This is a genomic window from Bacillus sp. EU63, from assembly GCF_038592915.1.
Classification (GTDB): domain Bacteria; phylum Bacillota; class Bacilli; order Bacillales; family Bacillaceae; genus Bacillus; species Bacillus velezensis.
Genome location: NZ_CP151944.1, coordinates 3,113,542 through 3,127,107, shown reverse-complemented (window position 1 = coordinate 3,127,107; position 13,566 = coordinate 3,113,542). Strand labels below are relative to the sequence as shown.

General features: G+C 47.5%; 10 protein-coding genes. 9 read left to right on the top strand and 1 reads right to left on the bottom strand.

Going from position 1 to position 13,566, the window contains the following annotated elements; translation table 11 throughout:
* Nucleotides 1-61: 61 nt before the first annotated feature.
* Nucleotides 62-1,291: a PucR family transcriptional regulator gene (locus NYE38_RS15645; protein WP_014418775.1), complete on the bottom strand. Its 1,230-nt coding sequence runs from the start codon at nt 1,289-1,291 to the stop codon at nt 62-64.
* 315 nt (nt 1,292-1,606) lie between these two features.
* Between NYE38_RS15645 and NYE38_RS15640 the strand changes: the two genes are divergently transcribed.
* The 9 genes from NYE38_RS15640 (at nt 1,607) to NYE38_RS15600 (ending at nt 13,509) form a co-directional block, all read left to right on the top strand.
* A complete protein-coding gene (locus NYE38_RS15640) occupies nt 1,607-1,900 on the top strand; it encodes a WXG100 family type VII secretion target (protein WP_003152013.1) in 294 nt (97 codons plus the stop codon).
* Between the two features lie 75 nt (nt 1,901-1,975).
* On the top strand, nt 1,976-2,215 hold the full coding sequence (locus tag NYE38_RS15635; RefSeq protein WP_003152015.1) for an EsaB/YukD family protein: 240 nt from the start codon (nt 1,976-1,978) through the stop codon (nt 2,213-2,215).
* Between the two features lie 14 nt (nt 2,216-2,229).
* Nucleotides 2,230-3,516, top strand: a complete 1,287-nt coding sequence (gene essB, locus NYE38_RS15630) for a type VII secretion protein EssB (protein WP_025650213.1) — start codon at nt 2,230-2,232, stop codon at nt 3,514-3,516.
* A gap of 54 nt (nt 3,517-3,570) precedes the next feature.
* The gene (gene essC / locus NYE38_RS15625; RefSeq protein ID WP_025650214.1) at nt 3,571-8,046 is read left to right on the top strand and encodes a type VII secretion protein EssC; all 4,476 of its coding nucleotides are present in this window, start codon (nt 3,571-3,573) and stop codon (nt 8,044-8,046) included.
* Complete coding sequence (gene esaA / locus NYE38_RS15620) at nt 8,043-11,168, top strand: type VII secretion protein EsaA (RefSeq protein WP_017419428.1); 3,126 nt, start codon at nt 8,043-8,045, stop codon at nt 11,166-11,168. Before essC ends, esaA begins: the two co-directional genes overlap by 4 nt.
* 7 nt (nt 11,169-11,175) lie before the next feature.
* Nucleotides 11,176-11,649 carry a type VII secretion protein EssA gene (gene essA / locus NYE38_RS15615; RefSeq protein WP_026092321.1) on the top strand — a complete coding sequence of 158 codons (474 nt, stop codon included), beginning with the start codon at nt 11,176-11,178 and terminating at the stop codon, nt 11,647-11,649.
* A 60-nt stretch (nt 11,650-11,709) separates the two neighbouring features.
* A complete protein-coding gene (locus tag NYE38_RS15610; protein ID WP_007408685.1) occupies nt 11,710-12,441 on the top strand; it encodes a (S)-benzoin forming benzil reductase in 732 nt (243 codons plus the stop codon).
* Between the two features lie 163 nt (nt 12,442-12,604).
* Nucleotides 12,605-13,135: an HD domain-containing protein gene (locus tag NYE38_RS15605; RefSeq protein WP_003152022.1), complete on the top strand. Its 531-nt coding sequence runs from the start codon at nt 12,605-12,607 to the stop codon at nt 13,133-13,135.
* Nucleotides 13,136-13,272: 137 nt separating this feature from the next.
* Nucleotides 13,273-13,509, top strand: coding sequence for a DUF2642 domain-containing protein (locus tag NYE38_RS15600; RefSeq protein WP_003152023.1), 237 nt, complete (start codon nt 13,273-13,275; stop codon nt 13,507-13,509).
* The last annotated feature ends 57 nt before the right edge of the window (nt 13,510-13,566 follow it).

Sequence of the window (13,566 nt, the reverse complement as noted above, 5' to 3'; positions counted from 1 at the left end):
CGATTTTTGCGAAAATTCTTTGTTTGAAACAGAAAATAAAAAAACACGGATTTGTGAAATTTCACGAACCCATGCTGCGAAGTTTGATATCAAGGTAAATCGTAAACTTTTCATTCACATTTTTTAAGTCGATTTCTGCGATCTGGCTGATTCTTTTCAGCCTGTAATTCAATGTATTGACATGGATGTTAAGCGCTTTAGCGGCGGTGTTGACGTTGCTGTCGGCATCAATAAAATGTTCGAGCGTTTTTACCATATCGGCTTGGTGCTCCCTGTCATACTGCTCAAGCTTTGAGAGGGAATAGTTCATATAGCCGCTGTGCTTGCGTTTTTCATCCAACACATCCAGGTACTGATAAATGCCGAGTTCCGAAAAGCTGAAAAGGTGTTTGGTTTCTCTCACAAACCGCTCTTTCGCTTTTAATACGGAAAGCGCTTCCTGATAGGAGCGGTAAACATAAGAAATCGATTCGTAAATACCGCCGACCGCAATCGACGCATCCTCAATTTTATATCGTTCCTTCAGCTGTTTTTGAATATGAAGGGCGAAGTGCTTTAAATCTTTAAAAGGCTGATCGGTTTTCGGCGCGGCTAATAAGATTAATTCATTTGAATCAACAGTCGCCAGCATGACATGAATCTGCTGTGTCGTTTCCTGCAAATATTGCAGCTGCTGTTCCGTCTTTTCAGTCAGCTCATCATGTAAACGGATGATCATGACGCTGAACACGGACGGCAGCGCCATCCCGAGCTTATGAAACCCTTCGGCCATTTCGGCTTCCTGATAAATATGGCCGGTCAGCATTTTCCAAAAAAACTCCTGGCCCCGCTCTTCGATTTTCGTTTTGCGGATCTGCAGGTGCAAAAGTTTGTTCCGCACCGCTTTGGCTGCCAGCTGAAGTGTCTTCAGATCCTCGTCATTGAGCTTTTTTTTGATCTCAAGCGCCCAAATAAATCCGAGAACCTGACTGTTTTTCCAGATGGAAATCGCCACGCGGTTGCTCAGGCCCACCTCGTCAATTTCTTTCACTTTGATCGGCTGGTCCGTTTTTAAAAGGGCCGGAATGGTACCGTCTTTCCACAGTTTGTTGATGACTTTTTCCGGCACCCTCCGCCCGATAATCGTCGACGTCCGGGCCGGATCTGTACAATCGCTGTGCGTGCTGTATGCAAGCAGTTTATGATTAACGTCTTCTATTGTAATGGGGCATTGAAGAACTTCACTGATATGGTCGGCAACATCTTCAAGCCTGTCGAAACTGTACTTAAATGGATCCTTTGGATTGGTCATCTGTATCCCTACTTTTTCATAGCTTCATATCTTGATCTTACCATCTTGCTTTTCAGACTGAAAGGCATCTTTGCAGGGAAATGGACTAGGACAATGAGATCATTCGACGAAAACGAAAATAATAAGAAAATCATACTACTATATTTACAAAATGTGTAAATATGCCGAAAAATCCAATATATCATAAGACTCATTTTGTAAAATTAAAACAGATTTGTTTGACTGTGCCGATTGGTTGTTTTTATAATAATGACGTTCAAAAAATAAGTGAATTAGCCCATATTTAGGCTGATGACACAGGAGGGTATAAGGAATATGTCTGGATTAATTCGTGTCACACCCGAAGAGCTAAGAGCGATGGCTAAGCAATATGGCGTTGAAAGTCAGGAAGTCATGAATCAGGTTGACCGCCTGAACCGCATGATTTCTGATTTGAAAGGCATGTGGGAAGGTGCTTCAAGTGAAGCATTTGCGGATCAATATGAGCAGCTGAAACCTTCATTTATTAAAATGTCTGAATTGCTTCAAGATGTGAATCATCAGCTCGATCAAACGGCAAATACGCTTGAGTCTACCGACCAAGATATCGCTAACCAAATTCGCGGATAATAAGATGAATGAAGAAACGGAGCGCCTGATTCAATCAAGAAGACGGCGCTCTTTCTATGTAAGGGTGATATGAATATGTATATCGATATTACAATAGATTTAACACATTATAACGGCAGCGTCTTCGATCTCAGATTGTCAGATTACCATTCTGTGAAAAAAGTCATTGATATTGCCCGGCAGGCTCAGCATGTATCCGTTCCGCCGCGTGAAGGCTATTGGATCAGAGTGGTCAATAAAGAAACGGTTTTTTCCGGAGAACAAAAGCTATCTGACTGCGGCATTACGAACGGAGACCGCCTTGAAATTTTATGAAAGGACATGGTGGAATGACAGGTCATAACAGATCTTATTTAGAAACAGAATTAGACGCCGTCCGGGAAGAAACCGAATCAGGCTTCACGTTCACCTTCCAGCGGGAAAAAATCAAGCTTCTTGACGGGCTGGAAGCGAATGTGATTAAAGATGCTGATCCTTTTTTTCAAAAAGAGGTCTCAGTTTCAGAAGACGAAGTAACCATCACAATCAAACCTCCTTCTTCTTATCAGGCTTTCCGCTATATAAAAGGAAAAGATAAAAAAAGCAGGTGGCAATTTGCCTACCGTCTCGTCCAAGCCGTGAAACAGCATAAGCTGAAACGTCTCAATCTGATTGCCGCCCCTGAAAATATCGTGTTTGATAAAGCGCTGACGCCTTACTTTCTTCATTACGGCGTAAAGGAGAGCCTTCCGCCTTATGAGGAAGATAGAGAGAGGGTGTTAAAAGAGCTCAAAGCCTGTGCGGCGCTTGCAGCTGACGGGGCGTACACCTTCGATGAATATTTGAAGTACAAGGAGACGCTTCATTTCTCTCCTGAGGTGAAGAGCGTGTTAGAGGCGGAGACGATTGAAGAACTGGAAGAAGCCATTCAAACCGCAATTGATTCCCTCGAAGAAAGGGACAAGACATACATAAAACTGCCGAAAAAGAAATGGAAAATCCAAAGATACGCCGGTCTGGCGCTTGCCGTCCTCCTTGTGCCGGCACTTCTTTACTCCTTATACGTTCTGTTTTTCGTCCAGCCGAAGCAAGAGGCAATTACGGAAAGCAACCGCTATTTTTTAAATCAGCAGTACAGCAAAGTCATTGACACACTCGCTAAATACGATGCGGAAAGCCTCCCGGAATCTGTGCAGTACGAGCTTGCTTCCTCTTATGTGGCAGTTGAAAATCTGAGGGAAGAACAGCGGAAATACATCGGGAATCTGGTCACGCTGCAATCAGACCCGAAGCACTTCCTTTATTGGATTGATATCGGCAGAGGGGAAAATGAAGAAGCCATCAAAATCGGCCGCAATCTTGAGTACAACCCGTACATCTGGCTCGGACTTACAAAATATAAACAGCAATTATTAGCGGATGACAGTATGAAAGACGACGAAAAGCAGAAAGAACTGGACGCCGTGGAAAGCGAGCTTGCGAAGGCGAAAAAAGAGGCGGAGGAACAGCATAAAGAAGCGGAGGAAAACAGTGACACCGCCGAAGCTTCCGCCGGACAGGATGAAAGCAAACAAGACAAAGCGAAAGATAACAAAGAGAACGACAAGAAAGATGAGAAAAAAGATGAAAAAAAATAACAGCACACATCAAATGGCCGCATGTAACGATCAGGCTGTCAGGAGGTTCGCCATATGAGTCTGTTATGGGTCTTTTACCGAGAGCACGTACAAAAGGTTCAGCTGTCTGAACTCCCGCCCTCTCAGCCGATTACGATCGGTCCGGATATGAAAGATACAATCACGGTCGGCACACTTCCGTTACGGCAAAACGCCGCAACCCTTTATCGGAAAGAAACAGATCGTTATGATGTTTTCCTGGGAAATAACTGTGCCGGCGAATTGACAATAGGAAATGAAATGCCCTGCCGGATTGAAGAAGAGACGATGCGGCTTCTGCTCACCCCTGACCAGGAAGAATCCTCCGTGTATTTTATCGGCGGGAAGGATGAGATCGTTTTCTCATCAGAAACAGAGGAAGCGGATATATACAAAGAGCCGTCCTCCGCTCAAACAGGGGCTTTTTATCTGCGAAAGTCGGGAGGATGCTGGTCTGTCGTTCCTGATGGCCAGGAAGTTTATGTGAACGGAAAGCTTGCAGAAGCTCCCGAAAGGCTCCGGACGGGAGATGAGCTGCTGTGGAATTTTCTGCGTGTGAGGCTGACGGAGGACGACCTTTTAGAAATCATTCATCACGAAAAGCTTCAAGCCGGTTTAACCAAAACGGTAAAACCAAGCACCGAAATGAAAAAGAAATACCCGCAATATCGTAGAACGCCGCGCATGGTCTACGATCTTCCCGAAGACCGCGTTTCATTCAGCTTTCCCTCGCAGGAAAGCGAACAGAATAACCGGGGGCTGTGGCTCGTCATTCTGCCTCCTGTGGTCATGCTGATTGTAATGGGGGTTGTCGCCATTATACAGCCGAGGGGCATATTCATCCTTGTCTCTTTGGCGATGTTTATGATGACTCTCATTACGTCCACCGTGCAGTATTTCCGTGAAAAAAACCAGCGGAAAAAACGGGAGGAAAAACGGGAGCGTGTGTACAAGCAGTATTTAGAAAGCAAACGGAAAGAGCTTCAGACGCTGTCGGAAAAACAGCTGCACGTGCTGACGCATCATTTTCCCCCGTTTGAAAAAATGAAATATTTAACTTCTGAAATCAGCGGCCGCATTTGGGAGAAATCGCTGGAAAGCAGGGATTTTCTGATGCTTCGGCTCGGAACGGGCACGGTCCCGTCAAGCTACGAGATTTCAATGAGCGGCGGAGACTTGGCGAACCGTGATGTGGATGACTTGATGGAGCAGTCGCAGCACATGCAGCGTGTGTATAAAGATATCCGCCATGCGCCCGTGACCGTTGATTTACAAGAAGGGCCGATGGGGCTTGTCGGGAAACCTCAGATCGTCAAAAATGAAATTCACCAGCTGATCGGCCAGCTCGCGTTCTTCAACAGCTACCATGACCTGCGATTTGTCTTTATCTTTCATGAGGACGAATATAAGGAATGGGAATGGATGAAGTGGCTGCCGCAATTTCAGCTGCCTCATATGTATGCGAAAGGATTTATTTACAATGAACAGACCCGTGATCAATTGTTATCGTCCATTTACGAGCTGCTGCGGGAGCGGGATTTGGAAGAGGATAAAGAAAAAAAGATCTTTCAGCCGCATTTTGTCTTTGTCATCACAAATCAGCAGCTGATCGCAGAGCACGTCATTTTAGAATACATCGAAGGCCGGCATGAGCATCTCGGCATCTCGGCCATCATCGCCGCGGAAACAAAGGAAAGCCTGGCAGAAAACATTCACACCCTCGTCCGCTACATTAATGAAGATGAGGGAGACATTCTCATTCAGCAGAAAAAAGCGGTGCAGATCCCGTTTAAGCTGGACAGGCATGAACGGACAAACAACGAGCGGTTTTCCCGGACGCTTCGGACATTGCACCATCAGGTCGGAATGACGAATTCCATTCCTGAAACGGTCTCATTTCTCGAGCTGTTTCATGCGAAGGAAGTAAAAGAAATCGGCATCAGGCAGAAGTGGGAGACAAGTGAGTCTGCAAAATCGCTGGCTGTTCCGATCGGCTATAAAGGAAAAGACGACATCGTTTATTTAAACCTGCATGAAAAAGCGCACGGGCCGCACGGATTGCTGGCGGGAACGACCGGCTCCGGGAAAAGTGAATTTCTGCAAACGTATATCCTGTCATTGGCCGTTCACTTTCACCCGCATGAAGCGGCGTTTTTGCTGATTGACTATAAGGGCGGAGGAATGGCGCAGCCGTTCCGCAAAATGCCGCACCTTCTCGGGACGATCACGAATATTGAAGGAAGCAGAAACTTCAGTATCAGGGCGCTTGCATCCATTAAGAGCGAGCTGAAAAAACGGCAGCGGCTGTTTGATCAATATCGCGTCAATCACATCAATGATTATACAAAGCTGTATAAACAGGGAGAAACGGATATTCCGATGCCGCACCTGTTTTTGATTTCAGATGAATTTGCCGAGCTGAAAAGCGAAGAGCCTGACTTTATCAGGGAGCTTGTCAGCGCGGCCCGCATCGGACGGAGCCTTGGTGTGCATTTAATTCTCGCCACGCAAAAGCCGGGCGGCATCATTGACGACCAAATATGGAGCAACTCACGCTTTAAGGTCGCGCTGAAAGTGCAGGATGCAAGTGACAGTAAAGAAATCCTGAAAAACAGTGATGCGGCGAATATTACGGTCACCGGACGCGGCTACTTGCAAGTCGGAAATAACGAAGTGTATGAGCAGTTCCAGTCTGCCTGGAGCGGCGCCCCTTACATGGAAGATGTATACGGCACCGAGGATGACATTGCCATCGTTACCGATACCGGCTTAATTCCGCTGTCTGAGGTGGATGCGGATGATGCGGCGAAAAAAGACGCCCCGGCAGAAATAGAAGCCGTAGTCGAAGAAATCGAGCGGATTCAAAATGAAATGGGCATTGAAAAGCTGCCGAGCCCGTGGCTTCCGCCGCTTGCCGAACGTATCCCGCGCACGCTTTACCCCGCGCAGGAAAAAGACCGGTTCTTCATCGCCTGCGTTGATGAGCCTGATCAGCAAAGACAGGCGCCTCTCGCTTACACGATGATGGATGACGGCAACATCGGCATTTTCGGCTCATCCGGCTACGGCAAGTCAGTGGCTGCCATCACCTTCCTGATGAACTTCGCGGAAGGATACACGCCGGAAGAGCTTCATATGTACATCTTTGACTTCGGAAACGGCACGCTTCTGCCATTGGCAAAGCTTCCGCACACCGCAGACTATTTCTTAATGGATCAAATGAGAAAGATCGAAAAATTCATGATCCGCATCAAGGAAGAAATCGAGCGGCGGAAACGGCTGTTCAGGGAAAAAGAAGTCAGCCATATCAAAATGTACAATTCGCTCAGTGAAGAAGAGCTGCCGTTGATATTTATCACAATTGACAATTTCGACATCGTCAAAGATGAAATGCATGAATTAGAAACGGAATTTATCCAGATTTCACGCGACGGGCAAAGCTTAGGCATTTACTTCCTGCTGACCGCAACGAGGGTAAACGCCGTCCGCCAGTCGCTGTTAAACAACATAAAAACGAAAGTCGTCCATTATTTAATGGATCAGTCAGAAGGATACTCCATTTACGGGCGTCCGCCGTTCAGTCTCGAACCGATCCCGGGCCGCGTCATGATCCAAAAAGAAGAACTGTATTTCGCGCAAATGTTTCTTCCGGCTGAAGCGGAAAATGACCTCGAGATGTTCCAGGCGCTGAAAGCTGATGTCAAAGCTTTAGCTGAGCGCCACGCCGGAACAGCCGGTCCAGACCCGATTCCGATGCTTCCGGATATGCTGACGGCCGGCGAATTTTCACTCCGTCTCGGCCCGGAACAAGAACCGTTCCGCATTCCTGTCGGGCTTCATGAGGAAAAGGTCAGCCCTGTGTACTTTGATCTGGGTAAAAATAAACATTGTCTTATTTTGGGCCAGACACAGCGTGGAAAAACAAATATCCTGAAAGTGATGCTGAATCACCTGCTGCGTGAAGGTGCGGAACGGGTCGGGCTGTTTGACTCGATTGACCGCGGACTGTCGCAGTATGCGCAGGAAACAAAGGTCAGCTATCTGGACACAAAAGAAGACGTCCGGCAGTGGATCGAAACGGCAGAAGCCATTTTCACGGAGCGCGAAGCTCAGTATACGCAGGCCATCAAAAATGGCGTTGTGCACAAACTCAGTTTCTCTCCGGTCGTGTTAATGGCCGACGGCATTACAAGATTCCAGCAGACGATCGACACCGCCATACAGGACAAGCTGGCGATGTTTATGAAATCTTACGCGCATGTGGGCTTCAGTTTTATCCCGGCGGGCAATCACAGCGAATTCTCAAAAGGCTATGATTCCTTAACGACGGAAATGAAACAGATCCGCCACGCGATGCTGCTTGTGAAAAAATCCGAACAAAATGTCATTCCGCTGCCTTACCAAAGGCAGGAACCGGACATTCAGCCGGGCTTCGGCTATTTGGTTGAAAACGGGAAGGAGCAAAAAATCCAAATACCTTTATGTTCAGCGGAAAGGGAGGCCGTCAGATGACCGAACAACGAAAAAGCCTGATCAAATTAATAGCCGCGGTCGTCATCATTCTGCTGCTGCCGGTGCTGTTTTTCCGGTTTATCGGCGATGACCCGGGAAAACAAAAAATCAACGCCACCCGCCAAATCGCAGTCGTGAATGAAGATATGGGCTTACAAACAGATGAAAATGAGGAAGAGGAATCCGTCCATTTCGGCAAAGAAGTAGCGGCCGCTCTCGGCGGCCGTCCGGATTATTCATGGACGGTTGTCAACAGGAGCGCGGCAGAAAACGGTCTGGCGGCTAAGAAGTATGACGCCGTCGTTTACATTCCATCCGATTTTTCAAAAGACATCTTAAGCTATGACAAGGAGCGTCCGCAAAAAGCCACGCTGACATTCAATATTCAAAGCAACCTGAACGCCGTCAACAAAGAAAAGGTGCAGCGTGAGCTTGAAGACGCCCAAAAATCAATGAATAAAAAAATGTCAACATTATATTGGAATTTCGTCTCACAAAAAGTGAACAATGTCCGAGGCGATTTTGACAAAATCGTCAATAAAGAATCAGAGTTTCAAAACGTCATGTACAACTTTTACAAGCCGAGCTCCAATGACTTGGCAGGTGAAATCAAGCGGCAAAAAGACCTGATTGACGAACTGAAAAAATCAATGAATGAAGCGCAGGGCGCGGTAAAAGAAAAACTGACCTCGGCAGATGAAGCCAAAACCACGCTCAAAGACTTTGCCGACACGGTCGAGCGCTACAAACAATATCAAGAAAATCAGAAAAAACTGCTGATGGCCGCGCAGGAACAAAATCAAAAGCAAATCACAACCGGATTGAACGCCATTAAAGCACAGCAGGCCGCCAACCAGTTCAGCACGATGATGAGCGGGCTGTCTTCAGGCATAAATCGGGCGCAGACACAGCTTGACCAGACGGGATCGTCTCTTTTGGCCGCCCAACAGGTGAGAGAAGCGCAGATTCCTGAGCAGGAACACGGGATGGCAGATATTCAATCCAATTTACTGAACAATTATTTGACTCAATATAAAGCGCAAGCAAGATTTGAAACATTGAACAGCATTCAAACCCTTATGAAAAGGGATCGGCCGGCATTAACCGTTCCGGAAAAGGACCCGGGGGATGACGGCTCGGATGACCCGAATGAAGAAGAAAAACCGGAAGAAGAAAAACCCGGCGATCTGAAAATTGACCTTGACGATCAGCGTGAAGAATTAAAACGCATCTCTGCTGAAATCAATCACATTTCTGACGGATTAAAAGAACCGGAAAAAGAAAAACCGGAACCGGAAAAACCGGGCCAAGGCGATGACGGTGAAAACTCCGGCGATACCGATCCGAATAACGGAACGAATCCCGGAGAAGACGGAAAAACGGAAGACGGCACAAAAGAAGAGCAGCCTGCTTCCGATAACACAGGCGATCAGGAGCCAAAAACCGTCCAGACCGCGACAGCCGCTGAAAACGTCACTCCGCCTGCTGATGAGCCGGCGGACGATCCAAACGATTCTGAAGGGGACGGCGGCACGGACATATCTGAGGCGAAAGAAAGGCTGAACCAAGCCGCAGAACGCATTCAGCAAATTGAAAAAGAGCTGGAAGAGAAACAGCAGACTCATAATGAAGAACTGAAAAAACGTCTCGATGCTCTTGATGAAGAAATCCAAGGCCTTAAAGACCAGATTGATGACGTCAAAAAACGCGCAGAAAAATTAAAGAAAAAGCTGGAAGAATCAGAAGAAACGAGAAAACAAGACTTCAATGCCGTTTACAGAATGATTGTAAGAACAGAACAGAACATTCTGAACTACCCGTCATTGGATAGCGGCCGCAAATCTGCTCTTGAACAGATATTTGCCGCTGACATTAATACAAAAAAGATATCCGATTTAATGAGTTACTATAATGATTTATCCCTGTATGAGGCGACACTCTATCACTCTCTTGACGCGGGCTCGCTGCCTGATGTGAAAAACCGGGTGCTGAAAGCCCAGCAAGGCGAAGTCCAAACCGTTCTCGCCATCAAACCGGAAGAAACGGCAAGCTGGGAAAATCTGAAAAACAATAAAATGCAGACAGATGAAGACATCAGCAATTTTATTAAAGGCATGACCGAATTCTCGGATAACTACAGCTCGTATATCAGAGATGAACAAGCGGGAGTGCTCAATGAGCTTGCCAGCATTTCAGACAGCGCGGCGAAAGCATCCGATCAGCTGGCTGAAGGTGCTGTGCAGGAAGCGGCCGCGTTCAGCGGAGACGGATTAACCGGAACGATGGCGCTCGGCGCTCAGGATACCGTCGGCCGCGAAGTCCTGCAAATGTCTGACACGATGGGCCATCTGTCAGAACGCCAGTCCGGCATCATCAGCTATACCGACAATATGCAGCAAAGCGTAAATGACGTCCAGCAAAAAGCGGACACCCTGAACAGCAACTGGGGCAAAAACGTCGATTCCACGAAATTGATCAGAAATGACGTGTACGGCATTTTAGGGAACGCGCTCGTTGACGGACAGGAAAACGGCTATGTTTACGATTATCTCGCCAATCCGCTTAAAATCAGCGGAGAGGTGCCGGAAGACCGGGTTCAGAATGTTCCGCCGGTCGTCATTTTGGTGATCGTCCTGATCAGCAGTCTTCTGATCGGCTATTTCAGCTCGTATTATCAGCAGGCGCCGCTTCTTGTCAAAGGCGCGCTCTTTGGGATTTTAAACATTATGGTCGGATTGATGATCAGTCTGTTCGGTCTGAATATCTATTCGCTTCCGGATGATCAGACGATTAAATGGTCAGTCTTTACGATTCTCCTGCTTGCGGCGAGTTCAGCTTTTATCCGGGCAGCCTTTGTCTTCGGCTCAATTACCGGATGGATCGCATCATCCGCGCTCATTCTCTTTTATGTGGCGCCGTTGATCGACCTGATTATGCCGAACTTCACCTTTGACAGTCCGGTTTCGAAAGTCTATATCGATATCCAATACGGAACGGGCCATCTGTTTGCGTTGGGGGTAACGGTTCTTGCGATCATTACGCTGATTGCGGCGGCGCTTCCGCTCGTCATTCGGCTGTTTGCGGAAAAAACGGAGGAAAGTGATCAGTCTTATGAGGCGTAACATGTTCATGGAAAAAGGGTTGCTGCTGTTTGCTCTCTCCTTTTTCCTTTTCCTTCCCCAAGCCGCAGCCGCGAATGAGGAAAATACTGATGTCAAGCCGAATGAATATGAAAAGAAAGACATTGAAATTCGTACGGATTACCTGCACGACGATGCCTACTCCGAGGAAAAAACGGCGCTTCCGAAAGAACAGAAGGATATCAAGTTTGATCAGCCGTCCGAAAACCCGGATGACAAACTGATATCAAATCTGTTTACATCGTCAGACACGGAGCCGAATACGATCAAAGCGCAATCGAAACAACTGGGTATCACATTTGCCGAGCCGGCGGTGCGGCATACCTCGGCAGATATGGAAACGGAAGAGAAAAAGACTTCTTATCTGCTTCCTGTTATTTATGCCGTCTTGATCCTCCTCGGGATTGCGGCGATGATCTATCTGATCCCGAAATTCACGGCGCAGGAAAAGGCAAGGCGGTAAACGGATCGCTTGTGTTTGCGGGAAGACAGCCCGTAAAATAAGAAAAAAAGGAGGAGTTTCATGCAGTTTTTTCTTATAACAGGCGCGTCAAAAGGCTTGGGCCGGGCGCTTACGGAACAGGCGCTTCAAGAAGGAGCCGAAGTCGCCGCGCTTTCAAGAACGATAAGCGGGGAAAAGCGCGAGGGGCTGACAGAATACAGTGTTGATCTAACCGATCTCGCAGATACCGGGCGGCAGATGAAGGCGATTCTTGATCAAGCAGAGGAGAAGGGGTACTCCGCCGTCACACTGATCAACAATGCCGGAATGGTGGAACCGATCAAGCGGGCGAAAGAGGCTTCCGCCGAAGAATTAAACCGCCATTACACCCTTAATCTGACGGCGCCCGTTTTGCTCAGCCAAATGTTCACAAAGCGTTTCGAAGCGTTCAGCGGCAGCAAAACAATTGTCAACATCACATCGGGCGCGGCAAAAAATCCTTATAAAGGCTGGAGCGCGTATTGCAGCTCAAAAGCGGGGCTTGATATGTTTACGAGAACATTCGGGTTTGAACAGGAAGATGAAGAGCTGCCGGTCCGCATGATCTCATTCTCGCCGGGAGTGATGGATACAGACATGCAGGCTGTCATCCGTTCTTCGTCAAAAGAAGATTTCCATGACATCGAACGGTTCCGCAATCTGAAAGAAACGAAAAACCTCAGAAGTCCTGAATACATCGCCGGCGTCATTCACTCACTGATCGCGGGCGAGCCGGAAAACGGACGGATATACGATATCAAAGAATTTTTGTAGAGCAGCTTTCACGCTGCTCTTTTTTGTTTGTACAATCACTTCGGGCTTCGGCGGCATATGATGAATGAAACAACATATAAGGGGTATAAGAAATGTATCAGATGAATTGAGTTTCTTCTCGATTTATGTTAGGATTCTAAAAATATATGAAGGAGGGGTTTCCATGAGAAATGTAACATTAATGGATGTCTTCACCCATCCAATCGCACAAAAGTATTTACAGCGTTCCGGTGTCGCCCATGCGATCGCCTGCGCGTTTCATGCATACCGTCTTGCCGTAAAAGCAGGTGTCAGCCCGGATCTGGCGGCGAAAGCGGCGTTACTGCATGACGTCGGCCATTATGAATGGTACACAGACGGCAAATGGGATTATGAAAAGTACAGAAGAAACGATATCCATGCCATTAAAGGCGCGGAACGGGCGCATAAGCTGCTCATCCGGCTCGGTGAAGAACCGAAAGCGGCGAAGGACATTGCGCTGGCGATTCTGCTTCACACCGATTCCTATCTGCCTGAAGGCGAACTGGACAAGAATACGCTCCAGCAAATCGTGAAACAAGCGGATGAACTCGATGAAGAACCCGGCGGACATCACCATTACCGCCAAATGGATCACACGGCCGCGCTCAAACAAATCCAAAAGCTTGATCAGTTAATTGACCGAGCCCAATATCCCATAAGAAGCTCAGTCTAGGCCACTCATGCGGCCTTTTCCGCTTACATAACTCCGCATGCTCACTAACACCTTTTCCGCTCCGATAGACGTACTGTGTCAAAGCCTTTGTCCGCTGCATATGCTGAAGGAAAACATAGTAAAGGGGATCAGCGAAAATGGCCCATCAAGGAAGCCCGCAAATCGTCTCGTTAGTGGATCCTTACGTTTATCAGACCATCCATAAGCTTATCGGCTCAAGGTTTATCATTCAAACCGTCAGACGCATTGTCAGAGGACGGCTGATTGATGCCACTCCGGATCACATCGCCATTGAAGAGACGCATGACCGTGTATTTTATATCAGAAACCGCCATGTGGTTTCCGTCATGCCTGATTATACCGAACGCGTGTAACAGCCCGAAAAGGCGCAAACCGGAGGCGGCACTATAGAACCCCGGTGCGTCTTCTTT

Bases quoted from the DNA above. Each gene is read 5' to 3' on its own strand.
- NYE38_RS15645 (WP_014418775.1), bottom strand. From the start codon at position 1,291: ATGACCAATCCAAAGGATCCATTTAAGTACAGTTTCGACAGGCTTGAA.
- NYE38_RS15640 (WP_003152013.1), top strand. From the start codon at position 1,607: ATGTCTGGATTAATTCGTGTCACACCCGAAGAGCTAAGAGCGATGGCT.
- NYE38_RS15635 (WP_003152015.1), top strand. From the start codon at position 1,976: ATGTATATCGATATTACAATAGATTTAACACATTATAACGGCAGCGTC.
- essB (WP_025650213.1), top strand. From the start codon at position 2,230: ATGACAGGTCATAACAGATCTTATTTAGAAACAGAATTAGACGCCGTC.
- essC (WP_025650214.1), top strand. From the start codon at position 3,571: ATGAGTCTGTTATGGGTCTTTTACCGAGAGCACGTACAAAAGGTTCAG.
- esaA (WP_017419428.1), top strand. From the start codon at position 8,043: ATGACCGAACAACGAAAAAGCCTGATCAAATTAATAGCCGCGGTCGTC.
- essA (WP_026092321.1), top strand. From the start codon at position 11,176: ATGGAAAAAGGGTTGCTGCTGTTTGCTCTCTCCTTTTTCCTTTTCCTT.
- NYE38_RS15610 (WP_007408685.1), top strand. From the start codon at position 11,710: ATGCAGTTTTTTCTTATAACAGGCGCGTCAAAAGGCTTGGGCCGGGCG.
- NYE38_RS15605 (WP_003152022.1), top strand. From the start codon at position 12,605: ATGAGAAATGTAACATTAATGGATGTCTTCACCCATCCAATCGCACAA.
- NYE38_RS15600 (WP_003152023.1), top strand. From the start codon at position 13,273: ATGGCCCATCAAGGAAGCCCGCAAATCGTCTCGTTAGTGGATCCTTAC.